General features: G+C 68.2%; 26 protein-coding genes and 1 tRNA gene. 17 read left to right on the top strand and 10 right to left on the bottom strand.

The window, feature by feature from the left end:
- The first annotated feature begins 20 nt into the window (after positions 1-20).
- Together ABCR94_RS30905 and ABCR94_RS30900 are read left to right on the top strand one after the other, a co-directional pair.
- The gene (locus ABCR94_RS30905) at positions 21-1199 is read left to right on the top strand and encodes a class-II aminoacyl-tRNA synthetase family protein (RefSeq protein ID WP_347123848.1); all 1179 of its coding nucleotides are present in this window, start codon (positions 21-23) and stop codon (positions 1197-1199) included.
- Between the two features lie 28 nt (positions 1200-1227).
- Entirely contained in the window at positions 1228-2037 is an 810-nt protein-coding gene (locus tag ABCR94_RS30900; protein WP_347123846.1) for an enterobactin synthetase, read from the top strand.
- Positions 2038-2094: 57 nt separating this feature from the next.
- Here the strand turns inward: ABCR94_RS30900 and ABCR94_RS30895 are convergent, their stop codons facing one another.
- Positions 2095-2604: an RNA polymerase sigma factor gene (locus tag ABCR94_RS30895; protein WP_347123844.1), complete on the bottom strand. Its 510-nt coding sequence runs from the start codon at positions 2602-2604 to the stop codon at positions 2095-2097.
- Positions 2605-3007: 403 nt separating this feature from the next.
- Here ABCR94_RS30895 and ABCR94_RS30890 point away from each other — a divergent pair, with 403 nt between their 5' ends.
- From ABCR94_RS30890 to ABCR94_RS30875, 4 genes are all read left to right on the top strand, one after another.
- Positions 3008-3412 (top strand): hypothetical protein, encoded by a 405-nt coding sequence (locus ABCR94_RS30890; RefSeq protein ID WP_347123843.1) that lies wholly within the window; start codon positions 3008-3010, stop codon positions 3410-3412.
- Between the two features lie 531 nt (positions 3413-3943).
- Complete coding sequence (locus tag ABCR94_RS30885; protein ID WP_347123842.1) at positions 3944-4933, top strand: helix-turn-helix transcriptional regulator; 990 nt, start codon at positions 3944-3946, stop codon at positions 4931-4933.
- Positions 4934-5468: 535 nt separating this feature from the next.
- The gene (locus ABCR94_RS30880) at positions 5469-7433 is read left to right on the top strand and encodes an FAD/NAD(P)-binding protein (RefSeq protein WP_347123840.1); all 1965 of its coding nucleotides are present in this window, start codon (positions 5469-5471) and stop codon (positions 7431-7433) included.
- Positions 7430-8836, top strand: coding sequence for a nitrosuccinate lyase (locus ABCR94_RS30875; protein WP_347123838.1), 1407 nt, complete (start codon positions 7430-7432; stop codon positions 8834-8836). Before ABCR94_RS30880 ends, ABCR94_RS30875 begins: the two co-directional genes overlap by 4 nt.
- A gap of 322 nt (positions 8837-9158) precedes the next feature.
- On the opposite strand, the gene ABCR94_RS30870 is transcribed toward ABCR94_RS30875, so the two are convergent.
- The 4 genes from ABCR94_RS30870 to ABCR94_RS30855 all read right to left on the bottom strand — a co-directional run bounded on the left by ABCR94_RS30870 (position 9159) and on the right by ABCR94_RS30855 (position 11165).
- Positions 9159-9542, bottom strand: coding sequence for a hypothetical protein (locus tag ABCR94_RS30870; RefSeq protein WP_347123837.1), 384 nt, complete (start codon positions 9540-9542; stop codon positions 9159-9161).
- 101 nt (positions 9543-9643) lie between these two features.
- Positions 9644-10264 (bottom strand): hypothetical protein, encoded by a 621-nt coding sequence (locus tag ABCR94_RS30865; protein ID WP_347123836.1) that lies wholly within the window; start codon positions 10262-10264, stop codon positions 9644-9646.
- Positions 10265-10388: 124 nt separating this feature from the next.
- On the bottom strand, positions 10389-10622 hold the full coding sequence (locus ABCR94_RS30860) for a hypothetical protein (RefSeq protein ID WP_347123834.1): 234 nt from the start codon (positions 10620-10622) through the stop codon (positions 10389-10391).
- A 3-nt stretch (positions 10623-10625) separates the two neighbouring features.
- Positions 10626-11165, bottom strand: a complete 540-nt coding sequence (locus tag ABCR94_RS30855) for an ATP-binding protein (RefSeq protein ID WP_347123832.1) — start codon at positions 11163-11165, stop codon at positions 10626-10628.
- Between the two features lie 324 nt (positions 11166-11489).
- Here ABCR94_RS30855 and ABCR94_RS30850 point away from each other — a divergent pair, with 324 nt between their 5' ends.
- Positions 11490-12299: an SDR family NAD(P)-dependent oxidoreductase gene (locus tag ABCR94_RS30850; protein ID WP_347123830.1), complete on the top strand. Its 810-nt coding sequence runs from the start codon at positions 11490-11492 to the stop codon at positions 12297-12299.
- Positions 12300-12308: 9 nt separating this feature from the next.
- On the opposite strand, the gene ABCR94_RS30845 is transcribed toward ABCR94_RS30850, so the two are convergent.
- On the bottom strand, positions 12309-13694 hold the full coding sequence (locus ABCR94_RS30845; protein ID WP_347123828.1) for an NsdA family TPR-like regulatory protein: 1386 nt from the start codon (positions 13692-13694) through the stop codon (positions 12309-12311).
- 238 nt (positions 13695-13932) lie between these two features.
- Here ABCR94_RS30845 and ABCR94_RS30840 point away from each other — a divergent pair, with 238 nt between their 5' ends.
- Entirely contained in the window at positions 13933-14481 is a 549-nt protein-coding gene (locus ABCR94_RS30840; RefSeq protein WP_347119408.1) for a hypothetical protein, read from the top strand.
- Here ABCR94_RS30840 and ABCR94_RS30835 read toward each other — a convergent pair.
- Positions 14441-15382 (bottom strand): IS5 family transposase, encoded by a 942-nt coding sequence (locus ABCR94_RS30835; protein WP_347119407.1) that lies wholly within the window; start codon positions 15380-15382, stop codon positions 14441-14443. The genes ABCR94_RS30840 and ABCR94_RS30835 overlap by 41 nt on opposite strands.
- A gap of 212 nt (positions 15383-15594) precedes the next feature.
- Here ABCR94_RS30835 and ABCR94_RS30830 point away from each other — a divergent pair, with 212 nt between their 5' ends.
- From ABCR94_RS30830 to ABCR94_RS30800, 7 genes are all read left to right on the top strand, one after another.
- Positions 15595-17115, top strand: a complete 1521-nt coding sequence (locus tag ABCR94_RS30830; RefSeq protein WP_347123827.1) for a radical SAM protein — start codon at positions 15595-15597, stop codon at positions 17113-17115.
- A gap of 16 nt (positions 17116-17131) precedes the next feature.
- Positions 17132-17809 (top strand): aspartate racemase/maleate isomerase family protein, encoded by a 678-nt coding sequence (locus ABCR94_RS30825; RefSeq protein WP_347123825.1) that lies wholly within the window; start codon positions 17132-17134, stop codon positions 17807-17809.
- Positions 17806-18630 carry an HhH-GDP family DNA glycosylase gene (locus ABCR94_RS30820; protein WP_347123824.1) on the top strand — a complete coding sequence of 275 codons (825 nt, stop codon included), beginning with the start codon at positions 17806-17808 and terminating at the stop codon, positions 18628-18630. Before ABCR94_RS30825 ends, ABCR94_RS30820 begins: the two co-directional genes overlap by 4 nt.
- A complete protein-coding gene (locus tag ABCR94_RS30815; protein WP_347123822.1) occupies positions 18623-19465 on the top strand; it encodes a PfkB family carbohydrate kinase in 843 nt (280 codons plus the stop codon). Before ABCR94_RS30820 ends, ABCR94_RS30815 begins: the two co-directional genes overlap by 8 nt.
- Before the next feature lie 25 nt (positions 19466-19490).
- Positions 19491-20444, top strand: coding sequence for a nucleoside 2-deoxyribosyltransferase (locus ABCR94_RS30810; protein ID WP_347123821.1), 954 nt, complete (start codon positions 19491-19493; stop codon positions 20442-20444).
- Positions 20441-20941, top strand: coding sequence for a nucleoside/nucleotide kinase family protein (locus tag ABCR94_RS30805; RefSeq protein ID WP_347123820.1), 501 nt, complete (start codon positions 20441-20443; stop codon positions 20939-20941). Before ABCR94_RS30810 ends, ABCR94_RS30805 begins: the two co-directional genes overlap by 4 nt.
- A gap of 80 nt (positions 20942-21021) precedes the next feature.
- A complete protein-coding gene (locus ABCR94_RS30800) occupies positions 21022-21327 on the top strand; it encodes a MazG-like family protein (protein WP_347123819.1) in 306 nt (101 codons plus the stop codon).
- A 124-nt stretch (positions 21328-21451) separates the two neighbouring features.
- On the opposite strand, the gene ABCR94_RS30795 is transcribed toward ABCR94_RS30800, so the two are convergent.
- On the bottom strand, positions 21452-21739 hold the full coding sequence (locus ABCR94_RS30795) for a hypothetical protein (RefSeq protein WP_347123817.1): 288 nt from the start codon (positions 21737-21739) through the stop codon (positions 21452-21454).
- 91 nt (positions 21740-21830) lie between these two features.
- Here ABCR94_RS30795 and ABCR94_RS30790 point away from each other — a divergent pair, with 91 nt between their 5' ends.
- Both ABCR94_RS30790 and ABCR94_RS30785 read left to right on the top strand, forming a co-directional pair.
- A complete protein-coding gene (locus tag ABCR94_RS30790; RefSeq protein WP_347123815.1) occupies positions 21831-22490 on the top strand; it encodes a helix-turn-helix domain-containing protein in 660 nt (219 codons plus the stop codon).
- Positions 22487-24100 (top strand): tyrosine-type recombinase/integrase, encoded by a 1614-nt coding sequence (locus ABCR94_RS30785; protein ID WP_347123813.1) that lies wholly within the window; start codon positions 22487-22489, stop codon positions 24098-24100. Before ABCR94_RS30790 ends, ABCR94_RS30785 begins: the two co-directional genes overlap by 4 nt.
- A 619-nt stretch (positions 24101-24719) precedes the next feature.
- On the opposite strand, the gene ABCR94_RS30780 is transcribed toward ABCR94_RS30785, so the two are convergent.
- A tRNA-Thr gene (locus ABCR94_RS30780) sits at positions 24720-24793 on the bottom strand.
- Between the two features lie 117 nt (positions 24794-24910).
- Positions 24911-26446, bottom strand: a complete 1536-nt coding sequence (locus ABCR94_RS30775) for an alpha/beta hydrolase (protein WP_347123812.1) — start codon at positions 26444-26446, stop codon at positions 24911-24913.
- Positions 26447-26558 lie beyond the last annotated feature (112 nt).

Genomic DNA, 26558 nt, shown 5'->3' with positions numbered 1-26558 from the left:
TGGAGAGAGGTTTCACGAGCATGACTGACACCGTTGCCCCGGTCCGGCGGACCTGGCTGGCCCCAAGCGAACTGCACCCCGACGACCGCCGCGAGTTCGGCGCGATGCTGCGCTACTGCCTGGACGGCACCGACGAGGGACGGATCCAGCTGGAGTCCGTGCCCCAGATCGAGTTCGGCGCCGCTGACGACGCGAACGCCGACCGTGTCGAGCGGCTCCTCGGCGAGGCGTTCAAGCGGTTCGCGGGCGCTCCGCAGCGGGCCGACCGTACCCGCCTCGACCGCTGGGACCTTGTCGCCGAACCCTCGGCGCCCGCCTCCTCCGGTCCACTCGGCGACGCCTCCGCCGACGGCCGCATCGGCCCAGGTCTGTTCGTCAGCGGCCCCCGGAACGCGTTGCTGATCCGCGCTCTGGAGCGGCTGCTGGGGCAGACCGCCGCACGGCTCGGCGCCGCCGAGTACACGGTGCCCGCGCTGCTGCCCTGGACCACGCTGGAGAAGGCCGGCTACACCGGCAACTTCCCGCAGCACATCACCGCCGCCGGCGTCGTCCGTCCCGACCTGGAAGCGCTCGACCGCTTCGGCACCGCCGTCGATCTGACGGGCCGCGCCGCCGAGTTGGAGTTCACCCCGGTCGCACTCGCGCCCGCCGTGTGCATGGGGCTCTTCGAGCGCTTCCAGGGCGTGCGCCTCGACGAGCCGCTGACGATCACGGCCACCGGTCAGTGCGGCCGCTACGAGGGCAAGGCCACCGCCGACACCTCGCCGACCCGCCGCTGGTCGTTCAGCATGCGCGAGATCGTGTACGTCGGCGACCGGCCCGGTGCCCGTGCCTTCCACGCCCAGGTCCTAGAGGAGCTCCTCTCGCTCGCCGAGAGCCTCGGTCTGCCGTGCAAGGTGCAGCCCGCATCGGACCCGTTCTTCACCAGCGCCCGCCCGCAAATGGCCCAGTATCAGGCGGCGATGGACGTCAAGTACGAGCTGGTGGGGCGGATGGCGCACGACGGTTCGGGCGTCGCGGTCTCCTCGCTCAACTACCACAACCAGCACTTCGGCAAGGGCTTCGACATCGCCTTCGCCGGGCAGCCGGGCTTCTCCGTCTGCTGGGCCTTCGGGCTCGAGCGCTGGGCGGAGTGGCTCAGCGGCTACCTCGGCGACGACCCGGCGGGGTGGCCGGCCCAACTGCGTGCGCAGTGCTGACCACGGACACCGAAAACGGGGCGCCGAGGTGAGCGCGGTACCCCCCAAGCCGCGGCTCGACGACGGAACGGGCGTGGTGCGGGCACTGCTCGCGCTGCGCCCCCTTGTGGAGGCCACGCCCCTGGCCTCCGGCGGGGGTCGGCTCACGCTGGGCCTCGCCACAGCGACGGAGCCGGCACTGCGCCCGGCGGGCCCGACCGAGGAGCAGCTGTGCGCGGGCCACCTTCCCGCCAGGGCCCGGACGTTCCTCTCGGGGCGGGCCGCTCTGCGGCGGGCCCTGGCTCGAGCCGGACAGCCCGGCGGCGCCACCGCGGAGATCCCGTACGAGGCGGACGGCTTCCGGCCCCGCCTGCCGCGCGGCAGCGTCGGCTCCCTCAGCCACTCCGGGGGGGTGGCCGTGGCACTGGCCGCTCCGGCCGCGCGCTGTGCCGGACTCGGCGTGGACCTGGAGCGCCACCCGCTGCCGCAAGCCGCGGGCCGGGTGGTGCTCTCCGGTAAGGAACAGCTTTTCCTCACCGGAGAGTTCGGTGATTTCGGTGGGCCCGGCGAGTTGGGCGTCCTCGGAGCGGACGCGGCCTGCGAACGCCGCCTGCGGGAGCTCTTCTCCGCGAAGGAGTCCGCGTACAAGGCGCTGTACGGGCTGCTCCCACCGCCACAGCGGCCCACGACGCTGCTCGGTATCGCCATCCGCCCCGTGCCCGGGGGCTTTGCCGCCCGGGCACGCAGGGCGCCGGAGCGGGTGCTGCACGTCCACGCCTGCTGGGCGGACGGCGCGGTCCTGACCTGGACCGCCGTCGAAGTTGCCGCTGCCGACTGCCCTCCGGGCGTGTCCGGTTGACGTGCCCGGGCCAGCCGCATACGTACCCGGCCGGGGCCGTCTACGTATGCGGCCGGGTCAGCGCCAGGCGTCCTGGAAGTTCCGCCGGGCGCGGTGTACCCGGGAGCGCACCGTGCCGACCGGCAGGGAGAGCACGCGCGCCGCCTCCCGCTCGTCCAGGCCGTAGACCGCGCGCACCGTGAGAATGTCCCGCTGGTGCGAGGGCAGCCGCTCCAGCGCATCGGCGATGGCGACACGGAGCAACGGGTCGGCGGGGGACGGCTGGTCGACCAGTTCGGCCATCGCGGCCTGTCCCGCGCGCCGTGCGGTACGCGCGGCCTCCCGCACCGTCACGGCGCGCACCCAGCCGTAGAACGCCGCGGGCTCTCTGAGGGTCCGCAGCCCCCGGTACACAGCGAACAGCGAGTCCTGGACCGCCTCGGGCCTGTGTCCGGCGTCCACCGAGGAGCAGAGCCGCCGTACGAACGGCGTGATGTGGAGCAGCAGATCGTTCACCGCGCGTTGGCTCCCCGCCTGCGCGCTCAGGATCAGTTTGGCAAATGGCTGGGCCGTGGCTGTCTCGTTCATTCCTCCGCCTTGCCTGCATGTCGCAATTACCAGTGCCTTCACGAGGGAGCAAACCTCCTGAAGGCAGCCGGAATTACCGACTCCACAGCGTCCACCCCCCCCCCGTACGTTTGAAAGATAGTGATGGATATTCACGGAACAAGTAGTTGGTGCTGGCTGGCTTCCGCCATGGCGAAACTTCGCCATCCACCATCTCAACGTGAACATTCATCCCTGAAGCAGGGAGCAGGGCCTCTGCGCGTTCGTGACGCGAGACGGGCGGCGTGACAGCGTGAGGAGCCCAGGGCTGACGCGAAGTCGGCGTGGCGGGTGTATCCGCGGGCGAGGGGCCCGCGTCCGGGAAGGCTGAAGCAACGTTGGGGTGGGTGACCCTGGTAAGTCACTCTGCACCAAGGGAACTTCGGTGAATCGTCAGCCTTCCATGTCTGCCGGTGCGGTGGCTGGGGCCGACGAATCTGCCGGAGGCCGAGGACCTCATGGGACACCAGGCCCCGGTGTTTCAGGCACCGGCGTCGGACTCCACGACGCGACTGACCTGCCCAGCAAATCCTGGACGGTCGACCGAGCTTGGGTCCTCGCGGCGAACAGCGCCGCCGACCTCGACGCCTGGACCCGTCTGCTGGGCCTGCACGACCAGGCCGAACTCACCGAAGCCGAACCCGACACGATGCGCTTCCAGCTCTACTACCCGCCCGTACTGCTCAGCCGCCACGCACGCCGCCGGCTCCGCATCGAACACACCTGGCCCTGGGCAACCGCGTTCACCACCGCATGGACCAGGATCCTCGCCGTCCAGGGCGTCACCTGACGACCGGCCCCAGTCCGACAAGGACCAGGACGGAGGGAAACCGCACCACCCCGGGCCTGATGTATCCCCTGCTCGAAGAGCTTGGAGACGGAACCCGGCGCACCCCGCAGCGACATGCGACGACCCCACCCACGACCACGTGGAACAAACCGGGGCGAACCAATCGCCTCACGAAAGCCGAGTCACGGCTGAAGGATTGAGGCCAGAACCGGGATTCCACACTGACCGTTCCAAATCCCCCGCATGAGGCGTGATCTAACGCACACATACCGCTCTCACCTGCGAGCCCGTTTTAGAGTGACTGCCTACTCGTTGGTAACCGTTGTACAGTTCAAAGCTCTTTCAGTCGGGGGACATTCAGTGAGAAAGCGCGAAACCGGCATGTCTGCATTGTCCGAAGCCTCACGGCTCGCTGTCTATATGGAGCTACAGGAGCGCGGAGCTTCCAGCCCAGAAGAGCTGACGGACAGTTTCGGATTGTCACGTTCCGAAGCACGCGCGACGTGGGTCTATCTGCGGCACCTTGGATTGGTGAGCTGGCCGGCCGAGGAAGGCGATCGCGTCGTACCGGTGGATCCGGAATTCGCGCTGATGCGCATGCTCCGACAGCAGCAGGACATGGCGCAGCGCAGCCTGGAGGAGTCCCTGCGGATGCACGAGGCGGTGGAGTCACTGCTGGAGGTCTACCTCCCTACGGCCGGCTCCTCCCACTCGCACATCGAGGTCACCGCCGCCAGCACCGTCGACGAGATGGTGCAGGCGCTGTACGACGTCACCGACTCGGCGCGATCCACCCTGCGCATCGCCTACGCGGAGAGCAGCCTTCCGGCCCGGCTGCGCCGCAGGCTCGGCCCGCTCCGGCAGCAGATGCTCGACCGGGGTGTCCAGGTCCGCTCCATCCGGCTCCGCCGCGACTCGGTGTCACCCGACACCTACGCCCCCTTCAGCCGCCTCGCAGCGGCGGGCGTCGATCTGCGGCTAGCCTCGGTCATCCCGCTCAATATGGTGATCATTGACTCCGACTACGCGGTGCTGCCCGCGTCCGACGGAAAGTCATGCAGCTCCCAGCTCACGATCCGCGGGGCGCCGCTGGTGAGCGCGTTCTCCGCTGTGTTCGAGCACACCTGGCGCGAAGCGTCACCGCTCGCCCCGGAGGGCGTGCGCTCCTCGTCCGACATCTCGAACGAACAGCACACGCTGGTGCAGTTGCTGGTCGACGGCATGAAGGACGAGGCCATCGCGCGCACCCTCGGGGTCTCGCCGCGAACCGCTAGCCGGATGATCGCCGACCTGATGCAACGACTCGGCGTCACCAGCCGCTTCGCGGCGGGCGCCCGCGCCGCGCAGCACGGCTTGCTCGCCTCTACGCTGATGAACCCCAACGGAGGACCTACCCCGGATGAACTCAGCGAACACCGGAGTGCGGAGTGTGCGGCTACTCGCGATGGGGGACATCTTCATCGACCGGGATATCCCCATGCACGGACTGACCCCGCTCAAGGATTTGCCGGCCACCGGTGATGTCGTTCTCGGTAACTGCGAGGGTGTCTACACCACATCGCACGACCGTGCGCCGCATGCCCGAGGGCCCCAGGTGGCAGACCCACGCGGTCCCCGTCTCCCGGATGCACGTCGCACCGTGGTGGCCCGGTGCGACCTCGATGCCACAGGAGTGCAGTCGGCAGGTCTCTACCCATGCCGCATCGAACCGGCCGGTGAGGTGCAGCCTCTGAAGTCGGACGATCCCCGCGCTCGTGAAGACCTGGACTACTTCCGCCAGTGCATGGAGCACGTCGCGTCTCCGGCTCGCATGACCCCAGGGAACGAAAACAGATGGGCCTACTGGCGTCTTGCGTCCATGAGTTGAGTACAAGTTGCACACGGTGCCTCGCAGGACTGCGCTTTCTCAAAGACGGTCTTAACGACCGTCTGAAGGCGACCGCTGACAACGGGGTCGGGCACCGCATCATCCACAGCGTCCAGCAGCTGTCTCGGCAGTCGGAAAGCCAACGAGAGTTCGCCGGATACCAAGTATGCGACAACGAGGGCATTCGTCATGACGACCCGCCATAAGGCGCTCTGCATCGTTGGTGCCGGGCCTCGCGGACTCTCCGTACTGGAGCGCCTGTGCGCCAACGAGCGGGCAGAGCCCGCACACCCCGCCTTGACCGTGCATGTCGTGGACCCGTTCGAGCCCGGCGCCGGCGCAGTATGGCGCACCGACCAGTCCCGTCATCTACTAATGAACACCGTGGCGTCGCAGATCACCGTGCACACGGACGCCAGCTCACGAATCGCCGGGCCCATCGAGCCCGGCCCAAGCCTGGAGGAGTGGGCTCGCAGCCTCTCCACGGGAGGCGGGGCTGGTGGCTATGACGACCAAACCCTCGCCGAGGCACGGGATCTGGGGCCGAATTCCTACCCCACCCGGGCCTTCTACGGAAGCTATCTGTCTGACATGTTTCAGCAAGTGGTGCGGCACACGCCCAACCATGTCACCGTCAAGGTGCACCGGACACGGGCTGTTGCGCTGACGGACCAGCATGGTATCCCGGACGGCAAGCAGGCGGTTTGTTTGGAGGACGACACCTGGCTGTGCGACCTTGACGCCGTGGTGATGGCACAGGGCCACGTGCCCGTACGGCTCACCGCACGGGAGCAGCGGACCGCGAGCTTGGCCCGTGCCCACGGCCTCACATACTTCGAACCCGCTAACCCGGCGGACCTCGACCTGAGTGTGGTCCGCCCTGGAGAAGCTGTACTACTGCGCGGGCTCGGGCTGAATTTCTTTGACCACATGACGCTATTGACGCAGGGGCGCGGTGGGACCTTCGAACAGGTCAACGGCCGACTGGCGTACCAGGCGTCGGGGCTGGAACCGCTCCTGTACGCGAGTTCGCGCCGCGGAATCCCACACCACTCCCGTGGTGAGAACGAGAAGGGTGCCTCGGAGCGCTACTTCCCCCGGCTCCTCACCGAGCAGTTCATTGCCGCTCTGCGCGCACGGGCCCAGCGAGGTGGACGTATCGGCCTGCGGGCCGAATTGTGGCCGCTGATCGCCTGCGAGGTGGAGAGCGTCTACTACGGCACCTGGCTGGTCGCCCGGGGCCGGGAGGCCGAACGCGAGGACTTCGTGGACCAGTACCTGAAGTGCTCGGGATCCGTTGGACACCAGGCACTGCTCGATACTTACGGCGTCCCCGACACCGACCGGTGGAACTGGAACCAGCTCTCCCACCCGTATGGCGACCGCGAGTTCGCCAACCGTGACGCCTTCCAGAGCTGGCTATTGGGCTACCTGCGCAACGATGTCCGGGAGGCCCAGGCGGGCAACCTCAGCGGCCCGTTGAAGACGGCCCTCGACGTACTGCGCGATCTGCGCAACGAGATCCGGCTGGCCGTCGACCACGCCGGTCTTGAGGGCGAGTCCCACCGGGATGAACTCGATGGCTGGTACACCCCGCTGAACGCGTTCCTGTCCATCGGGCCGCCGGCCTCGCGCATCGAGGAGATGATCGCGCTGATCGAGGCCGGTGTCCTGGAACTGACGGGGCCCGCGACCGAGATCCGCATCGACACCACGTCCTCCCCAGCCTTCGTGACGGGTTCCTGTGCCGTACCCGGACAGCCGGTGCGCGCACAGGTACTGATCGAGGCCCGGCTTCCCGAGCCTGACCTGCGCCGCACCGCCGATCCACTGCTGCAGCACCTGCTCAGCACCGGGCAGGCCGTGCACCACCGAGTCCCCTCCACCCACGCTGCGGACTACGAGACCGGCGGCCTGTCCGTGACGGAACGCCCGTACCGGTTGCTCGATGCTCAAGGCCAGGCACATCCGCGCCGGTTCGGTTATGGCGTCCCCACCGAGGCCGTGCATTGGGTAACCGCCGCGGGCATCCGCCCAGGCGTGGACTCAGTGACACTGGCCGACTCTGACGCGATCGCCCGGGCAGTCCTATCGCTCGCGCCCTGCACCTACTCATCGGCAGCCCTTGCCGGTTCCCAAGGAGCACTCATATGAACGACCGTTGCGGACCACTGACCGACTCCGGCTTGCTCTCACCGGTCCGCGCCGGTACGCCCGTCGAAGAGGCAGTCTGCGATCACGCGTGGCTGCAGGCCATGCTTGATGTCGAAGCCGCCTTGGCCAGGACGCAGTCCCGGCTCGGTACCGTGCCGCAGGAGGCCGCTGAGGTCATCACCGCCCAAGCGCGGGCGGAGCACTTCGATCTCAGGGCACTGGCCCTGGCCTCACGCGAGACAGCCAACCCCGTGGTAGAGCTGGTGCAGGCACTCACCCGGCAGGTCGCGTCCGTCGACCCGGGCGCCGCCGAGTACGTCCACCGGGGCTCCACCAGCCAAGACATCTTCGATACCGCTGCCATGCTGGTCGCTGACCGGGCCTTGCGGCTGATGCGCGTGGACCTCCACCGAGTGATCCACGCGCTGACAGAGCTCGCGATACACCACCGCGACACCCCCATGGCAGGCCGCACCCTGGCACTGCACGCGGTGCCCATCACGTTCGGCCTCAAGGTTGCCGGCTGGCGGAAGCTGCTCCTGGACGCCGACCTGCGGCTGGAGCGCGTACTCGACGATGGGCTGCCAGCATCCCTCGGCGGAGCAGCCGGAACCCTCGCCGGATATCTGGAGTATGCCCGGCTGGACAGCGAGGGCCCGTTCGAACCGGACGACTATCTAGACCGTCTGACCGAGACTTTCGCTGGCGAGACGGGTCTGGCCCACTCCGCCCTACCCTGGCACGCGCTGCGTACCCCGATCGCCGATCTCGCATCAGTCTTGGCGTTCACCACCGGCGCGCTCGGCAAGCTCGCCGTCGATGTGCAGTCGATGACGCGCTCGGAGGTCGCCGAAATTGCGGAGCCCACAGTTGCCGGACGGGGCAGTTCCTCGGCGATGCCGCACAAGCTCAACCCTGTGCTATCGACACTGATCCGCAGCGCGGCTCTACAGGTGCCCGCACTCGCCGCTGGTGTGACGCAGTGTCTGGTGTCGGAGGACGAGCGCTCGGCCGGAGTCTGGCACGCGGAGTGGCAACTGCTGCGTGAGTGTCTGCGGCTGACCGGTGGCGCCACACACACCGCAGTGGAACTCGTCGAAGGACTCGTGGTCCAGCCGGAGCGCATGGCGGCGAACTTGGAGCTGACCGAAAGCCAAGTCGTCTCGGAGCGCATCGCCGCCAACTTGGCTCCGCGGATCGGAAAGGCCCAGGCCAAGCAGGTGCTCACCCAGGCGTCGCATACGGCCCAGGAGTCCGGGCGGCCGCTGAGCGAGATCCTCGCCGAGGCTCCGGAGCTACAGGGCCTCTTCACGGCCGAGAATCTGGCCGACTTGTGCGACCCTGCCCGCTATACCGGCGCCGCGGGTGCCTTGGTGGACCGGGCTGTGCGGTCAGCGCTCTGAGTGTTGAGCGACGATCATTTTGGGCGCTCCTGTCGGATCCGTGGGTTATCGGTTCGGGAGTTGACAGCCTGGTAGCTGAGGTCGGTGGCCACCGAGGCTGAGCATGGCGAGGGTGATGAGCGCGCTGGGGTCCTTGAAGCGGAAGGCGCACGATCGCTTCGTGCTCCACCCCGGCCATGCGGAGGGTCATCTCACGGAAGCCGTGACCGTGGTGTGCCGCCCAGGCGGCGCACCGTACCGGTCAGCCGGCACGCGGCCGTCACGCCCAGCTCGCCCTCGACCCCGGTGAACGCGGCGTCCACGACCGGCTCGGCGGCGTGCGTCAGTCCGCGCTCTCGGAGATCATTTCCAAGAGCGCCGACGCTTTTCCCAGGACCTCCAACGCGGCCTTGTTCCGGGCCAGTTCCTTCTCCAGTCGCTCCACCTGGCGCCGCAGCTTCTCGTTCTCCGCCTCCAGGCCGGACTTCTTCGGGCGCGCCGGGCTCGTGCGGCGGTCGACCAGCTTCTCCAGGGCCCCGGCATCACGCGCGGCCCGCCACTCGGTGACGTGCGAGTGGTACAGACGCTCGCGGCGCAGGACCGCGCCCTTCTCATTCTTCGGGGCGGCGTCGTACTCGGCCACGATCCGCAGCTTGTACTCGGGAGAGAAGGAACGACGCTTCGGCCTCGGCTCAGGGTCTATGCCGGGGATGTTCTTGCTGGTCATGAGGGGTGGTACTCCTGTCGTGCCCTCTCAGGCTAACCCGACAAAGCGGGATGTCTCACCCAAGACTGACAGAGAGGGTCCATCCAGCGCAGCGGACGCCTTCAAGTCGGTACGGCCGGTTCCTCGGGGATCACGAGGTGTACGAACGCCTGGTATTGCTCACCCAGGTGCTTGATCACGGCGTGGTATTCGTCATCGTCAGAGCTGATGTTGTGCCGATCGAGGACGATCACACCGTTCGCGAATCCGCCCCGAATCAGTCGCTCGACTTCTCCCCACCCAGGTCTCTTCCAGGGAGGCATGTAGACCCCACGGCTGGCGCGCGCGCCGAAGTAGGGCGTGGCTACGGGGACGGCCACGTCGTGCAGCCTGGCTCCTATCGCGTAATCGTGCTGCTCGGCCTCGGCCTGGAGGGTGTTCCAGTCCTCGTCGGGGCTGCCCCCCGTACCCAGCACCAAGCTGTAGGCCAGCACCCGGAGTTGGCGGTCACCGGCTCGACGAGCGTGCCGCTCGTTCGCCTCCCGCCGAAACTGCTGACGGAGCCGACAGAGCTGTCCGCTGCGTGAGGGGCGCACCAACGGAGCGCCGTGGTGCCACCTCCGGAACGCCGCGTTGTCGGCGTCCATCCAGTCGCTGGACGCCGGCATCTCCAGCTCCGCCTCGCGGTGAGCCGCGTGTGCCAGTGCGGCTGTCGCGGCGGGGATTTGGTTGTGCGGCGACATGGGGGTACCTCCATATCTCGTGATCGGATCAGGTGCTCGGCAACTGCCATCTCCAGTACCGCGGCCAACGGGGGAGGGCTCACCAGGAAGAGCTGTCGGCGATCTGTGAGGTCTTGGCGGACGACTACTCCTCGTCGCGCCGAGCGCCGGCCGCTCCACTCAGCCGCTGGCCGTACCACTGGGACTCATGAGGGGACGCTGCTCGAATAGAACCGTCCGAGTGGTGGCGGGGCGTCGCGGCTATCTCCGCCTGCTCGTCGGCGCTCACCATCCGCACTCCGGCGAAGAGACGTTGTTCCCAGGAGGAGAGCTCCCTGCCGAGCTTGGGCGCCGGACTGACTTCTTCTCTCTCGTGCACGGCTCAGATACGCCCGACCCCTACGAGCACGCGGCCAATCATGTTCGGATCGACTCGTGGCGACCTCAGCTTCCCGGGCCCGGCTATTGGAGGCCGGTCCGGAGAGCGCGTCGACCTCTCGTCTTCACCAACTCGGTTGGCGGGGAGACCTACCTCGGCCCACACCACCTTGCCGGGCACACCGTGCGCCGGATAGTCGCCCCAGCGCCTGCTCATCACTGCAACGATGAAGATGCCCCGGCCCCCCGTCGCCTCCACGCCGACCTGTTTCAACACCGGCGGCCTCGTGTCGCGATCCCACACCGATACCTTCACGGCGTCGCCGATGATCTCCAGCGTCAGCTCGAACGTCTGCACCGTGTTCCGTACCGAGAACGGGGAGGTCTCCTCCTCGCCCTCCTTGGGATGCCGAACGGCGTTCGTGGCCAGCTCCGACACCAGAAGCTGCACGGTCTCGACGATGCCGGCGTGCACGCCCCAACGGGACAGAACATCTGCGGTGTGCAACCGCGCCAAGCCGACGGCGTTGGGGATGTCGGCCAACGTGAGGCTAGTACGCGGGTGTGGTGCCTGGGACATGGTGTGCCTCCCGAGTTGGGAGAGGAGCGCAGGGTGCGTTCGCTGGCTCTCGCTCGTTTCGTGATGGGGCCGCCGAACCCGGGCTCGGCGTTTGAGTAGCGGCAGACGGCATCCCGGGCTCGCGCCGTCTCCGGATCCGCGGGACCGATGCCGACCGATCGCCGACTGCACGGTTGTCCCCGGGCCGGGTACGTCCATAAGAGAACCGCTCCAGGGCCCCGGTAAGAAGGGTGCACGGAGGATGTCTCCGGCCACACGGGTCGGCATGGTTGGTGAGGGGTTGCACGGATGACGAGCACAGAACGTGACCAGGGGAAGCAAGCGGCGACGGGACGTTTCGAGGGTCGGCGGATTGTGGTGACGGGCGGTTCCCGAGGGCTGGGCGAGTACGTCGTGCGCCTGCTGCTGTCGGAAGGAGCGCGAGTGGCGACGTGTGCGCGGAAGCCCGAGCCGCTGGAGGCGCTTCGTCGTTCGCTCGTCTCGCCCGACGTGTTGTTCACACGGCCTCTGGACGTCTCTGCGCCAGAACTGCTGGAACGGTTTGTGGACGATGCCGCGTCAGCGCTGGGCGGCCTGGACGGTGTCGTGGCTTGCGCGGGTGGCGCGCGTGGTCGGGGCATCGCCGAGGCAACGGCTCAAGACTGGTCGGCAACGTGGGAGATGAACGTCGGCCATGTCGCGCGGCTGGTAGCGACAGGTGCCCCGCACCTGCGCACTGCTGGTGGCGGCCCGATCGTCGTGGTGGCTTCGGTCTCCGGTTGGAAGCCGGGGCCACAGGCTCAGTACGGTGCGGCGAAGGCGGCCCAGATCCACATGGTGTCGTCGTTGGCGAGAGAGCTGGCCACGGACGGCATCCGCGTGAACGCGGTCTCGCCCGGGTCGATGCTCATCCCGGGCAAGCGGTGGGATCGGATGCGCCAAGAGGACCCATCGGCCTTCGACCGCTTCCGCGTCGAGTTCCCCGGGGGCGACCTGGTGCGTCCGGAGGAAGTGGCGGACGTGATCGCGTTCTTGCTTTCCGACGAATCCCGGGGGGTGACAGGAGTCAATCTCCCTGTCGACAAGGGGCAGAACGCGCCGACGCCGGAGGGGTACTGACCGAGCGGGTCAGGCCGCAGTGCCGAGTATGGGCCTAGCCCGGAGTTCGAATTCGCGCACGATCGGCTCGCCTCGGTGAGGAGCAAGTCGCGTGCGGAAGTCGCGCAGTGCCTGGACTGACCGCTCGCTGTGAACGCCGCTGAGTAGATCCAGGGCGTTGCTGGCGGTGCCGACTGCCTCGTCCAGTCTGTCCTGCTGGAGGAACGCCGTGGCGAGTACCGAGCGGCTGATCGCCTGGCGGCGGCGCCGGTCGCTGTTTGCCTCCACCGACGCGCTGGCGAGGCGCTCGGCCTGGGCTGCCTCGCCGAGGTCACGGTGGACCAGGGCGGCCTCGGCTTCCAGATAGTGGTGGTCCAGAAAGCGGACCCACGGTGATTCCTCGGCCGGCCCCCGGCTGGTGTCCAGTCCTCTGCCAGCCGCGTGGAGGGAAGCCGTGGCCTGTCGGGTGTCGCCGAGAGCGGCGTAACCGCGGGCGGCCATGGCATGCAGCCGCATGAGGCCCAGCAGGCTGCCCGACGACTTGGCGGTCGCGATGCCTGCTCGGGCGAGCGAGACTCCTTCAGCGGGGTTGCCGAGGCTGGTGGCGAGGTGAGACATGCCCGCCAGGATCTGTCCGCCGAGCACCCGGTCGCCGCCTTCGGCGCACAGCCTGAGCGCCTGGATCATGTAACGCTCGGCGAGTCCGTAGTCGGCGGTGTCGTACGAGCACCAGCCAGCGGTCGCCGCCAGCTTCGCGGCCGAGGTGTACAGGAGTCGGCGCTGGTGGCTGGGCATGTTGCGCTGCTGCAGCATGGGGGCGAGCTGGGTGCTCAGGTAGTGCACGATGCTCGCTCGGACTCCACCGCCGCCGAAGCGGTTGTCCATCTCGTCGAACATTTCGATCATCGACTGGACCTGCTCGACGGGGCCTCCGTCGGCGACAGCGGCTAGGCGTGGAGCCTGATCGTCCTCAAGGAGCCAGAGGAGCCACTGCCGCTGGGGGTCCATGAGGGCCGTCGCGACGAACGGCACGGCCCCGAGCAGGCTGCGCCGCGAGATGTCTGTGGAGCCGAGCTCCGCGAGCGTGTGCAGTGTTTCACCCACGTCTTCACGGTACGTCAAGGCCCGTGCAACAACGGGCCGCTGGCTCTGCTCTGGGAACCCGAGGTCGACAGGCGCGATGGGGCGTCCTAAGAAATCGGCCAGGGCAGCGGCGATGAATTCCGGGGCACGATCACGAGGCGTCATTCCTTGCAGCCACCGGGTCACGGACGCCTTGTCGTAACGCGTGACCACGCCCTGCAGGGCGGCCAGTTCGTTGACCTTGCGGGCAAGGGCGGCATGCGAACGACCGCTTTCCAAGATCACAGCCGCCAGCGCGGCGTTGGTCTCGCCGGTCCCCCTTGCGCTTCCCATGCGTAGATGATGCCTTGTCGATCACGCTCTGTCCCAGCCTTCGGACACAGGGGCATGAAAGAACAACCCCCGTACAACCGAACAACCCCGTTGCCCCCTCCTCGGAATCGGTGGCAGCACTGACTGGCTGTTGTTCTTTCGAGTGTGACCGGCTGGTTTCCGCAGGTCAGGCATAGGCGCCCGGGTGGTGCGGCAGAACTTTTCCAGCATGTTGCTGCCGAGAGGGAGGATGCTGCCGATGCCGTCGGTGATGGGACTGTTGGAAGCCGAAGAACGCGCCGCCCGGCAGCGGGTGGAGGTGCTGCGTGAGCAGACGGACCGGCTGCTGGCTGAGTTGCACGAGTCCGAGACCGACTGGCAGGAGCTGGTCATCGCCCAGCAGCGGGTCGGCCGGGTCCTGGCCGGGCAGCATCAGGACGACGCTGGCGGGCAGGCGGCGGGAGAGCTGGAAGCTCCGGTGGCGGGCCGCGAGTCGGGCTCTGCAGCCGTCGTTGCCGCGCGCCCCGGATCGATCCTGCCGCCGTGGAGTCCTGGTGCCGATCCTGGAGCGCTCGCGGTGGACTACCAGCGCATCCTTGCCGTTCTGGCCGACGCCCGGCGCCGCAGCGAGGAGCCGATGGCCTGTAGGCAGATCGCCACGGCGATGGGCGTCGAGCTGACGCCGTCGAAGATCGAGGGAGTGGTGCGCTCCCGGGCCCGCCGCCTGGCTGAGCGCGGCTGGCTGACCCAGACCTCGGCGGGGAAGTTCACCCTGGCCGACGGGCCAGCCGGCGCCGCATCAGCATGACCATCGACCAGTAGATCATCGCCTCGGACGAGTCGGGGCGCCGCTCGTAGTCGCGGCCCAGGCGGCGGGTGCGGCACAGCCACGCGTTGGTGCGTTCCACTACCCAGCGGCGCGGCAGGATCTGGAAGCCTTCCGCGTCGTCACTGCGCTTGACGATCTGAAGTGTCAGGCCGAGTACGGCCACGCACCACGACACGAGGAAGCCGGTGTATCCGCCGTCGGCCCAGATGAGCCGGATGCGGTGGTGGCGTGCGCCGGCACGTTCGATCAGGTGCTGGCCGGCGTCGCGGTCCCCGACATCGGCGCGGGTGACGGTGACGGCCAGCAGCATGCCGATGGTGTCGGTCAGCAGGTGGCGTTTGCGGCCGACCGTCTTCTTGTTGCCGTCGTAGCCGGAGGTGGCCACCGGGATGGTGGGGGTGGAGCGGATGGTCTGCGAATCGATGATGGCGGCGGTCGGCTCGGGGTCGCGGCCGGCGTCCTCGCGTACCTGCGCGCGCAGCCGGTCGTGCAGTTCGATGGTCCATCCGCGGTCCCGCCAGCGGCGGAAGAAGGCGTAGACGCGGTCCCAGGGCGGGAAGTCGAGAGGCATCGCACGCCACTTGATGCCGCCGTCCAGGAGGTAGAAGACGGCGTCGAGCATCTGGCGGTGGCAGTAGGACTCCGGGCGTCCGCGCCGGCTCTCCAGCCAGGCCGGGACCGGCATGGCCGCGCGCACGATCGCCCATTCGGTGTCGGTCGTATCGGATGGATAGCGCGCTGCCCGGTCAGGGTGGTCGCCGGCGTTCCCGAATCGGTGAGCCAGGCAATCGCACCGCGACACGCCGGAGTTGGACGTCGCGGCGGCGGGCGCGACAGACTGGAGCACCAGGGTCTCCTCCTGCTCGTTGGACTTCGACATCCCCGAGCTGTGCAGGAGGCCCTGCTTTCATGCGCGGACCGCTAAATGATCACGCGAAGGTGGATCCGGCTGGCACTCCCGTTCGACCGTCAAGCATCACGGCCGAATGAGCAACAGCCAGTGAGACTGGGAGGGCTGCGGGCCGACCGCCCCTCCCAGCGAGGACGCTGCTGGAACGTCGCCGATGCCCTCAGCACCGGAGGGAGAACACCATGCAGCCAGTAGTCGTCTTGGACTGCTTCACCGTTGAGCCGAGCGGTCTGGGCGTACCGCCGTACCTGTCGACCTACGTCCGGAACGCCTGGTCGGCACTGCGTCGGGCAAGGCCGGAGGCGGACGTCCGGTATGTGACCATCGACGACGTCCGCTGGTGTCTCGCTGGCGGAAGGCCCACCGTCGAACCGCCCCAGAGCGATCCGTTCACGTACTCGACCACCGTCAACCGGGACTCCGCCATCCAGCTTCTGCGGGACGCCGAGATCGTGGTCGTCATCGCCGGAGACGCCGTTCCCTCCGTCCATCTGCACGCTGTGAACGGTTCGTTCGCGGAGATCGCCCGCGCGCTCGCCTGTGCACGAGGCCGTCGGTACCTGCTCGGTCCGTTGTCCACCTACGCCCTGGCCGCGCCTGCGGAGTACGCCGGGCTGTTCGACGCCGTCCACACGCACACGGTGACGTCCGGCGACCTTCTGCTCGGTAGCCACCGCCCCGCCTCTTACGGGCAGATGCAGCGCGAGCGCGACTCCTTCACCGGCCTCGTCGAGCAGATGCCCTGGCGGCCGATCGCCGAGCTGGAGCTGTACCGCGGCTGCACCCGGCGCAAATTCTGCGACTTCTGCAACGAGCCAGCGAAGTCCCCTCTCGTCGCCTTCCGTGAGGTCGACGATGTCGTCGCCGAGGCTGCCCAGCTCTACGCCGCTGGCGTCCGGAACTTCCGACTCGGGCAGCAGACCTGCTTCTTCTCCTATCGCAACCGGGACGAGGACGCGATCCGCGCTCTGCTCGGCGGTATCCGCGAGCGCTGCCCCGAGCTGGAAGTGCTCCACATCGACAACGCGGACCCCCTCGCTGTGGCCGCGCCGGTCGGCCTGCGCATCGCCAAGCTGGTGGCGGACTACTGCACCGAGGGCAACTGCGCGCCGATGGGCATCGAAAGCTTCGACCCGGTAGTCATCGCGAGGAACACCCTCACCTGCACGCCCGAGATCCTGATGCGGGCCGTCGAGCACGTGAACGAGGCGGGGGCCGCCCGTGGTCCCGGTGGTCTGCCGATGCTGCTCCCGGGCCTGAACCTGATCTACGGTCTGCCCGGCGAGACCCACGGTACCCACGTCGCAAATCTCCGGAGCCTGACGGAGATTCTCGATGCCGGCCTTCTGTGCCATCGGACGAACGTCCGCCTGGCTCGGGCCTTCCCCGGTACACCGCTGGCCGCGCTCGGCGCGCTGGAGCCGCTGCCCTCGGCGGAGCACTTCCCGTCCTGGAAGGCGGACATCGACTACACCTGGGATCAGCCGATGAAGGAGCGGGTCTACCCGACTGGTCTGCGCGTGCCCGGACTTCACAGCTACTTCATCGGCCAGGGCGGCACTTGGTGGCGACGGCTGGGCTCGTACTCGATCCAGATCGTCGAGCGCGATGCGACGGTGCCGCTCGGCACTACCGGCGACCTGGTGGTGACCGGCCATGCACCTCGCATGATCTACGGAGAACGTGTTGCATCCGCTTCGTAACGGGACGCTCGCGACGTTGGCAGCTCTGGATGCAGCGGCGGATCGCACCATCCGTGCGGGGCTGCTGCTGCCCTGGGCCAACGTCGCCGTGGAGACCGAATTGACCCGCCTCGGCCTGCAACACACGGTCTTCCACCACGCGCGGCTCGTACCTGCATCCAGGACGACGGCGATCGACGCCTCATTCTGGCTCGGACTGCGTGAAGCGTCAGCGCAGGCGCTGGACTCGCTGTCCCACATTCCTCTCGACGCAGTGATGCTGGCGTGCACGTCAGCGGGCTTCGCCGACGGTCCGCCGCTACCGGGCGGCGTGTTCACCGCCTTCGACGCCCTTCTGCGGGCTCTCACCGAGGCAGCCGTGGCACGCGTGGTACTGGTTACGCCCTACCCCGCCCTGGTGACCGAAGCGGAATCGGCGGCGTTTGCCGAGGCCGGCGTGGAGGTCTTGGCTCATGCGAGCCTGGGCCTGTCCGACGGCTATCCCGCGATCACCCCGGATCAGATCCTGTCCCTGGTGGGGCAGCTACCGCAGGAAGCGGTCGGGGCTGCCGAAGCGGTGGTCTTCTCGTGCACCGGATGGCACACCCTGCCGGTGATCCCTGAACTGGAGCACCGGTTCGGCAAGCCGGTTCTCTCGTCCAACCTCGCCATGGCACTTCTGGCCACCCGAGCCCGTGCTGGAGTCTGCTCATGACGATCGAGAGAGAGAAGGCAAAGCCGCTTGAGATCCGGCGCGTCCATCGGCTGGTGGCCCGCGCTGCCGGCCTCCCGGATGTGCAGGCCGAGGTGGAGGCCAATCACGACGAGAATCGCTGGTGGCCGACGTCGATCAGCGATCCACGGGTACGGATGCTCGCCGCTGGTTGGTCCACCCGGGTCTCCTATCGAATGGTGGGGACGTACGCCCGAGTGATTGCCTCGGCGAACGCTCGTGGCTTCGAGAACCTCGTTGCCGCCTCCGACGCCGAGCTTGCACCACTTGTACGTCCCATCGGCCTGCCGCAGACCCGGATCGACTACCTCCGCTCCCTCTCGGAGCTTCTCCGTGGCTGGGAGAAGGAGGGGACCGACCCGACTGAGGATTCAGCCGACTGCGATGCCTTGATCCTGGACTTCGCCACGCGGGTGCGAGGTGCGTCCTACAAGGTCGCCCAGTGCGCACTGCTCACTGCCCGCGGGTATCACTGCGGCATCATCCCAGTGGACTCCGGCATGGTCACCAAGCTCGCACCAGCATTGGGCCTCTCCCTTCCGACGGGAGCCGTGGCACACGAACGTATGCGGCATGTCCTTGAAGCGACCGTGCACGCCCGCTCAGCCGAGTTCCGCTCGCTGGCCACCGAAAACGAGTACAAGGTGACCATCCCCGAGGGGGCAGAGCCGACCTGGTTCGCACACCTCGTCCTGATCTACTTCAAGCGCCTGTACCTGAACGGTCCCGCCCCGCAGCTCTGCAGTCGGCGACCGGTCTGCTCGAAGGTCGTCGACTGCGCACATCGTGCCCGCCGTGCTTGACCTTCTGGAGGACACAGTGGAACGGCTTGACGTGATCGGCAACATCAGCCGGGACCGGACCCGCTATCCCGATCACCGTGGTGGATCCCGGCTCGGCGGCGCGGCTCTGTTGCTGTCCCTGGCGGCGGCAAGGGCCGGCCGCCGGGCGGCCCCGGTCTGCGTTCTCGGAGGCGATCTCGCGCACCTTCCGGAGGCGCCGGGGCTGGACGCGCTCGACTGGACGGCCCAGATCCAGGTCGACGGCCTGTCCACCACCTTCGACTTGCAGTACGACCTGCAAGGCGAGCTGGTGGAAGTAGCCACGGACTACGGCGTGGCCGAGGGCCTGACCGAGCATGCACTCAGGCACGTGGACCTGCACCCGGGCGGCACCTACCACGTCTGCTGCCGCCGGCCGCTGGACGTGGCGGCAGTGGTCGGCCGACTCGCCGCGAACGGGAGCGACTTCAGCGTGGACTTCTTCCTGCCGAGTGCGGAGGAGATGATCCGCGCTGCCGCCCTCTGGCTGCCGAAGGCGACCACGCTGTTCGTCAACGCCGCCGAGTACCAGCTCCTGAAGCAAGTGATCGACTCCGGTGCGCTCCCGGAGGTGGTCATCACCGATGGCCCCCGGGCCGCAGTGGTTCACCACTTCGGGCGTCAGGTCGCCTCCGCCGTTCCGCCGCCGCACCCTCCGCGCGAGGTCTCCGGCGCCGGAGACACCTTGGCCGGGACCTTTCTGGCCCATCGTTCGCAGGGGGCGACAGCCGCCCAGGCACTGGCGGAGGCGACCGGAGCTGCGGCCCGGTACGTCGCGGCCCCGTCCCTTCCGATCCCCGCGCCCCGACGCGGCTGACCTAACGACTTGGGGGCCTTTCCCGGTGTCCGTCTACGTAGCCCACCGGCTCTTTGCCGCGCACGACCGCGCTCTCGCCGCCGACCTCGCCGATCGACTCGCCGCGAAAGTCGGTCCGGATCGCGTCTTCCTGCCGTTCTGCGACACCGACGAGGAGGACCTGGTCGCCGAGGTCAAGGGGCGCCGCCTGTTCGAGCTGGACCGCGAACGCCTTGGCCGCCTCGACGCCATGGTCGCCATCCTGCACGGCCCGAGCCTTGACGACGGGGTCTGTATGGAGATCGGATACGCCGCTGCTTCGGGCGTCCCGGTCATCGTGCTCACGACCGACTTCCAGACCTACTCGCTGACCGAGACCGGCCCTCGCCTCGAATTCCCCGACCCCCTCCTCCAGGCCGTGGCCACACGCATCGTGCGCGTCACCAAGCTCGGACCGCCAACCCTGCCGTCGACTCCGCCCCAGTCCCGCTTCCCCGGCTTCCAGACGCGCAACGTGGCTCAGACGAACACGGCACTCGACGCGGCCGTCGACGCGCTGCTCGACCTCCCGAATCGTGCTCCCCGTCTCGTGGGTGCACCTCCCGTGATCGGCGCACCCGTCTACGTCGAAGCATCGCCGTATACGGCATGGGGTCGAGATCATCTGGCCAAAGCATGTGTCGACGCCGGCCACACGGTGATGGTGCCCCAGCGCTTCACGGCGTCGGACCCCCTAGCCGGGGCCCTGGCCGACCTGACCGCGGTGTGTTCGGCTGCTCGGCTTCTGGCCGACGTCTCCGGCGCCGAAACGCCGCCCGGAACCGCCCTGCTCATAGGCGCGGCTGCGGCCAGCGGCGTGCGGATCGCGGCCTTCCAACCGCGCCCGACGTTCACGCACGCCCATGGCCGGGAGCCAAACTGGCGGAACCTCATGGTCCAGTACGCCGCGGAGGCTCACCTCGACAATGGCGACGCCGTCCTGTCCTGGTTGGCCGCATGAACCTCGACGAGATCGCCGACGAGTACCAGACCTTGGTCCTGGAAGGCTGCGACGGAGTCGGTAAGAGCACGCTCGGAGAACGCTTATCGACGGACCACGGCTTCGTCGTGGTGCACTCCCCGAAGACGCCCGACCATCTCGACCTGGCCACCCGCTACAGGAACATCCTCGCCGGGCCCGGACGGATCCTCTTCGACCGGTGCTTCATCAGCGAACTCGTCTACGGGCCCCTTCACCGGGGCCGGTCCCGGATCAACTGGAGCCAGGCGATCGACCTGGCCGAGAGCGTCATCGAGCGCTCCGGCGTGCTCGTCCACCTGACCGCACCGCCGGCCGTCATCCGCCAGCGACTCCTCCTGCGCGATGGCGAGGCGGTCAGCCTGGAGGAGGTGTCCGCGCTGGTGACGGGGTACAGCAGGGTCTTCTCCACCCTCGCTGACTACACCCGCGTGCTCACCATCGACACCACGGCCCTCGAACTCCCTTCGACAGGGTGACGGCCTGCCGAAGCCAGCACACCGCCACGCTGCTCCCGCTAGGCTTCGAAGGCACCTGCTGTACCGCCGCTGGAGGAGTCTTGGAGATCGGGTCCGCCCAGAAGCTCGCCTGGGAAAACAAGAGCCTCAAGGGGTTCAACACCACAGACGTGGCCCTGGAGTTCGGTCTCCTCACCGCCGAGGTCGGCGAAGCCTTCACCGCCTGGCGCAAGGGGCTGCCCGATCTTGGGGAAGAGCTGGCCGACGTCTTCCTCTACCTGACCGCCCTGGCCGAGATGAACGGCGTGGACCTGGACTCCGAGGTCGCCCGGAAGATCGAAAAGAACACGCGGCGTACGTACGCGCGGAACGAGCATGGGGCTCAGATCCGGACGAGCGACGTGTAGGTCTTGCCACTGATCGACAGCTCGCGTGAGCGACGACGGCGGGCCCCCGACACTGCTTGGGTTCCAGTGGTCGGGGGCCCGCCGTCGTACAGGTCAGGGTCAGCACGTCGCTTGGTTGACGCCTCTAGGCGGCGAGGCCGTGACGCTCGCTTCTGTCGTCGCCCTGATCTCCACCTGCCTGCGGGCGCTCCAGGCCCAGCAACTTCAGCAGGTCGGCCGTCACCACCCGGTAGGCGTTGCCGAGACGCAGCACCTTGACCGGGTACTCCCCCTGCTTAGCGAGTCCGTATCCCGTTGATCGGCCGATCATCAGCGCTCGGTTTGAGGTGTCGAGGTCGATCACGGCAGGAAGGGCAAGCAGCTCGTCGCCCGTCAGCCCTCGTGCCTCACGGGACGAATCAGATGCCGCCATGGTGCCCTCCTGGGAAAATCTCGTGTCGCTGTGACGCCAAAGATGTATCACGAAGTTGCAGCAGCGCCTTCTGGCTGCCCAAAGTGCCACCATGACACCTGATCAATGGCCGACAGCGTTCACCGGTCGGATCGCCAGGCGCCTGCGGGACTCGCGCAAGGCCGCCGGCCTAACCATGGCCGAGGTCGCCCAGGGCTGTGCCGACCGCGGCTTGCCAGAGTTCACCGAGCACTCGATGAAGAATCTGGAGTCCGGGCGTAAGACGAGCATCACCGTCGCGGAGGTCGTCGTGCTGGCTGACGTCCTTGGCGTCCCGCCGGTGACTCTCCTCTTCCCACTCGGGTCCTCAGCCACGGTCGAAGCCCTCCCCGGTCGCGAAGTCTCCACCTGGGATGCGGTCGCGTGGTTCACCGGCGAGACGCCCTTGGCCGGGCCCGCCCCCGAAGGCTCCGCTCGGGACATCCTCGACCTCTTCCGTCAGCACGGTGACCTGGTGGCTGCCGCGATGTCTTCCCACGCCTTGGCCAGGGAAAGGCGGCGGGCTGCCAGCACCACCCTGGACCGGGCCCGCAGAGCCACGCTCCTGCAGCGCGCCGAGGGCTACGAGGAGCACGCGTTCGAGGACTGCCAGGAACTGCGCACGTTCAGAGGCCGGATGCGCGACCGCGACCTGGCACCTCCGTCCCTGCCTGACGAGCTGGCCTTCGTCGATCAGCCCGAAACGCCGCCCCCCTCGGAGGACAGCGAGTGAAGAACGGCAACCTCATACGACGGTGCCGCTGCACGGACCCGAAGACCAACAAGGAGTACGGCGCTTCCTGCCCCAAGCTCAAGTCTTCGCGCCGACACGGCACCTGGACCGCCGTCCAGGAACTCGAACCCAACCAGAACGGCGACCGCAGGCGGTTTCGTCGTGGCGGCTTCGAGACCTCCACCAAGGCCCAGGAGGAGCTGGACAAGGTCCGTGCACTCATGGCCATTCCCGAGGAGGACGACGCCTGGGGCAAGACCCAGATCAGCGACCTCCTGGAGAACTGCGTCAAGGACAAGGACCCCGTCCCGGACTACGACGAGACCCGCCGCCGCTTCAAGACAGGGCAGTCCCTGAACTCCAAGGTCACCGTGGCGGAGTGGCTCGACACCTGGCTGGCGGGGCGCAAGCGTCTGCGGCGCGGTGGAGCGACCCGCTACGAGTGCGATATCCGCGTCCACCTGAAGCCGCATCTCGGCCACCTGCGCCTCGACAAGCTCCGCGTGCACCACATCGATTCGATGTTCGACGCGATCAATGAGCGCAACATCGAGATCCAGGAACAGAACGCCCAGCGGCGCGTCGTGCGCGACGACCTCAAGGCCACGCCGAACAAGGGTGCAGAGAACCGCGCCCGACGCCATTGGCTGCGGGCCCAGCTCGACGCGATGCCTCCCTTCCGACGGATCACCGGCCTCAACACGCAGCCGCATATCCGGGACACCCTGCGCGCCGCGCTGAACATCGCCATCGCCCAGCAGGTGATGCCCGCGTTCAACCCGGCGGCACACGTCGAGTTGCTACCGGGCACGAAGCCGAAAGCCCTCGTCTGGAGCGACGAGCGCATCGCGCGCTGGAAGGAGACCGGCGAGAAGCCTTCGCCGGTCATGGTCTGGCCCCCCGAGCAGACGGCGACGTTCCTCGACTTCGTCGAGCAGGACCGGCTGTACGTGCTCTGGCGGCTCATCGCCTTCCGGGGGACACGACGCGGCGAAGGGTGCGGCGTCCGCTGGGAAGATCACTCGGCCAAGGCTCGCTCCCTCGCCATCGCCACGCAGCTCGTGCAGGACGGCTGGGAGGTCCACGAGGCCGCCCCCAAGACCGACAGCGGCATTCGCCTGATCGCCCTCGACGCGGAGACGAACCAAGACCTCCTTTCTCACAAGGCCCGCCAGCAACGGGAGCGGGAGGCGTGGGGCGAGGGCTGGCAGGACACCGGTCGGATCTTCACCCAGGAGGACGGCTCCCTTCTTCACCCCGGCAAGGTCAGCGACCTTTTCGAGCGCCTGGTGGAAGCCGCTGGTCTTCCTCCGATCCGGCTCCACGATCTTCGCCACGTCGCAGCGACGCTGATGCTCGCTGCCGGGGTCGACATCAAGGTGGTCTCCGAAACGCTCGGCCACTCGGACACGCGGATCACCCGGGACATCTACCAGTCGGTCCTGGACGATCTCGCTCGTGACGCCGCCGAGAAGGTCGGGCAGCTCGTGCCGCACGCCCGGAGGCCCTTGGCGGCGGTGAAGGACGGGGAGCCGACGGCCTCTCCCCGCCGGCCCAGGATGACGCCTCCGCGCAAGAGCGACGAGGCCAAGGAAGAACGTTCCGCCTGATTCAGGCGTGAAGGAGCCCCGGTCAGCGGGTATCTGACCGGGGCTCCGGCATGTGATGAACGACACTCATCGGTCGCAGCAGACCGCGATGGATCGCATAGCGTGACTATCCCCTCCCCATGGACAGCCAGTCCAAGCGCGCCTCCGCTTCGGGCGCGGCTCAATCGGCGACCGCCTTGGGCGAGCCACCGGCGCATCCACCTCCTGCGGGCCCTGGCTCGCTGGGGCTCCGCTCGCGCTCCAGCCGCTGCCGACACAGCCGAAGGTGGGGCTCGGTGACCATGCGGCTGAACACGAAGAAGGACCCCTGGCAGCGACGCGGAGCCGCGCTGCCTGCCTCCTTGACGCACGACTGCAGGACACCTGGACCCAACCCGAAGCCTTCCCAGGCGGCAATGCTGGACGAAGGCTTGTAGGGATGGAACAACAACCAAGCCGCCGTCCGCCCGCCCCCGTCGATGTCCCCGGCCACCGCCGCTGCACGCCATTTGCACGTTTGGCCACCGGTCGGCCACCAGGGGCCGCCTGGCGGAGCCTCTGGGCTGACGCACCGACAGGAGCTAGGTCACGGAATAGGAAAAACCCCAGGTCACGGCGAGTGAGTCCTGGGGTTCTTCGGAGCCGCCTTCGGGATTCGAACCCGAGACCTACGCATTACGAGTGCGTTGCTCTGGCCAGCTGAGCTAAGGCGGCGCGCTGCATGAACCATGATGCGATCAGCAGCCCGACCAAGTCTACACAGTTTCGAAGGGTGCTCCGCACGCCCCATCGGCCGCCCGCTTACCGCAGGTCAGAGGGGGCGTTGGCCCGTCAGGAGCACTGCTTGGCGTCCTTCGGGGGTGTGCCCTCCAGGAGGTAGATGTTGATCGCCGTGTCGATGCAGTCGCTGCCGCGGCCGTACGCCGTGTGGCCGTCGCCGTCGTAGGTGAGGAGCGTGCCGGAGTCCAGCTGGTCCGCGAGGGACTGGGCCCACTTGTACGGGGTCGCCGGGTCGCGGGTGGTGCCGACCACGACGATCGGGGCCGCGCCCTTCGCCTCGATGCGGTGCGGTGTGCCGGTGGGCTTCACCGGCCAGTAGCCGCAGTTCAGGGAGGCCCAGGCGAGGCCCTCGCCGAAGACCGGGGACGTCTTCTCGAAGGAGGGGAGGCCGGCGCGTACCTCGTCGGGGCCGGTGAAGGCCGGGGGGAGGTCCAGGCAGTTCACGGCGGCGTTGGCGTACATCAGGTTCGCGTAGCTGCCGTCTTCGGAGCGCTCGTAGTACGTGTCGGCCAGCGCCAGCAGGCCCGCTCCGTCGCCGCCCATCGCGGTGGCCAGGCCGTCGCGTAGCTGGGGCCAGGCGGACTCGTCGTACATCGCGGCGATCACGCCGGTGGTGGCGAGTGCCTCGCCGAGGGGGCGGTTCTGGCCGGTGGGGGCGGGCTTGGCGTCGAGCTCATCGAAGAACGCCTTGAGCCGCTTGCCCGCCTCGTCGGCCGTCCCCGTGCCCAGCGGGCAGTCCTTGCGCTTGACGCAGTCCGCGGCAAAGGACTGGAAAGCGAGCTCGAAGCCGCCGGTCTGGTCGCGGTTCATGTCGCGCGCGGGCAGCGACGGGTCCATCGCGCCGTCCAGCACGAGGCGGCCGGCGCGGGACGGGAAGAGCTCGGCGTACGTGGCGCCGAGGAAGGTCCCGTACGAGGCTCCGACGAAGTTCAGCTTCTTGTCGTCCAGGACCCCGCGCAAGATGTCCATGTCGCGCGCCGATTCGACCGTGGAGACATGCGGGAGGATCTTGGCCGAGCGCTTGTCGCAGCCCGCGGCGAAGTCCTTGTACGCGGTGACCAGTTCGCCCGTCTCCGACTGGTCGTCGGGGGTCTGGTCGACCTGGGTGTACGCGTCCATCTCCTTGCCCGTCAGGCACTTGACGGGCTCGCTGCGCGCCACGCCGCGCGGGTCGACGGCCACCATGTCGTACCGCGCGCGGACCGGCTCCGGGTAGCCGATGGCCGCGTACGCCTGGAGGTAGCCGATCGCGGAGCCGCCGGGGCCGCCCGGGTTGACCAGGAGCGAGCCGATCCGCTTGCCGGGACCCGTGGCCTTCTTGCGGGACACCGCCAGCTTGATGTCCCCCTCGGCGGGCTTCGCGTAGTCGAGCGGGGCCTTCACCGTGGCGCACTGGAAACCGGCCACCCCGCAGTCGCGCCAGCTCAGCTTCTGCGCGTAGTACGCCTTGAGCGCGGCCGGGACCGCCGTCTGCGGCACCGACGCCGAGGCGTTCGGCGACGAAGTCCCCGACGAACAGCCGGAGATGAGCAGGCCCGCGGTGGCGAGCGCGGTGGCGGAGTAGCGGAGCAGGCGCCTGGTGTCCATCCTCGGAGCGTAGTCCGGCGATGACGGAATGTGGCGAGGGGTGCTCGTACGAGTGAGGCGGTCAACCCGTGGTCAACGCCGCCCCTCGGTCATGGCCGACGCTGCTCTCCGA

This window comes from Streptomyces changchenzhani (assembly GCF_039766235.1).
Taxonomy (GTDB): Bacteria; Actinomycetota; Actinomycetes; order Streptomycetales; family Streptomycetaceae; genus Streptomyces.
Note: the sequence above shows the minus strand (reverse complement) of the source record. Positions and strands in the feature narration are given on the sequence as shown.

Excerpts from the sequence above, each read along its gene's own strand:
- ABCR94_RS30775 (WP_347123812.1), bottom strand. The coding sequence starts at position 26,446 with ATGGACACCAGGCGCCTGCTCCGCTACTCCGCCACCGCGCTCGCCACC.
- ABCR94_RS30845 (WP_347123828.1), bottom strand. The coding sequence starts at position 13,694 with ATGGGAAGCGCAAGGGGGACCGGCGAGACCAACGCCGCGCTGGCGGCT.
- ABCR94_RS30875 (WP_347123838.1), top strand. The coding sequence starts at position 7,430 with ATGAACGACCGTTGCGGACCACTGACCGACTCCGGCTTGCTCTCACCG.
- ABCR94_RS30820 (WP_347123824.1), top strand. The coding sequence starts at position 17,806 with ATGACGATCGAGAGAGAGAAGGCAAAGCCGCTTGAGATCCGGCGCGTC.
- ABCR94_RS30865 (WP_347123836.1), bottom strand. The coding sequence starts at position 10,264 with ATGTCGCCGCACAACCAAATCCCCGCCGCGACAGCCGCACTGGCACAC.
- ABCR94_RS30895 (WP_347123844.1), bottom strand. The coding sequence starts at position 2,604 with ATGAACGAGACAGCCACGGCCCAGCCATTTGCCAAACTGATCCTGAGC.
- ABCR94_RS30870 (WP_347123837.1), bottom strand. The coding sequence starts at position 9,542 with ATGACCAGCAAGAACATCCCCGGCATAGACCCTGAGCCGAGGCCGAAG.
- ABCR94_RS30795 (WP_347123817.1), bottom strand. The coding sequence starts at position 21,739 with ATGGCGGCATCTGATTCGTCCCGTGAGGCACGAGGGCTGACGGGCGAC.
- ABCR94_RS30880 (WP_347123840.1), top strand. The coding sequence starts at position 5,469 with ATGACGACCCGCCATAAGGCGCTCTGCATCGTTGGTGCCGGGCCTCGC.
- ABCR94_RS30830 (WP_347123827.1), top strand. The coding sequence starts at position 15,595 with ATGCAGCCAGTAGTCGTCTTGGACTGCTTCACCGTTGAGCCGAGCGGT.
- ABCR94_RS30790 (WP_347123815.1), top strand. The coding sequence starts at position 21,831 with ATGACACCTGATCAATGGCCGACAGCGTTCACCGGTCGGATCGCCAGG.
- ABCR94_RS30835 (WP_347119407.1), bottom strand. The coding sequence starts at position 15,382 with ATGTCGAAGTCCAACGAGCAGGAGGAGACCCTGGTGCTCCAGTCTGTC.
- ABCR94_RS30850 (WP_347123830.1), top strand. The coding sequence starts at position 11,490 with ATGACGAGCACAGAACGTGACCAGGGGAAGCAAGCGGCGACGGGACGT.
- ABCR94_RS30840 (WP_347119408.1), top strand. The coding sequence starts at position 13,933 with ATGCCGTCGGTGATGGGACTGTTGGAAGCCGAAGAACGCGCCGCCCGG.
- ABCR94_RS30905 (WP_347123848.1), top strand. The coding sequence starts at position 21 with ATGACTGACACCGTTGCCCCGGTCCGGCGGACCTGGCTGGCCCCAAGC.
- ABCR94_RS30805 (WP_347123820.1), top strand. The coding sequence starts at position 20,441 with ATGAACCTCGACGAGATCGCCGACGAGTACCAGACCTTGGTCCTGGAA.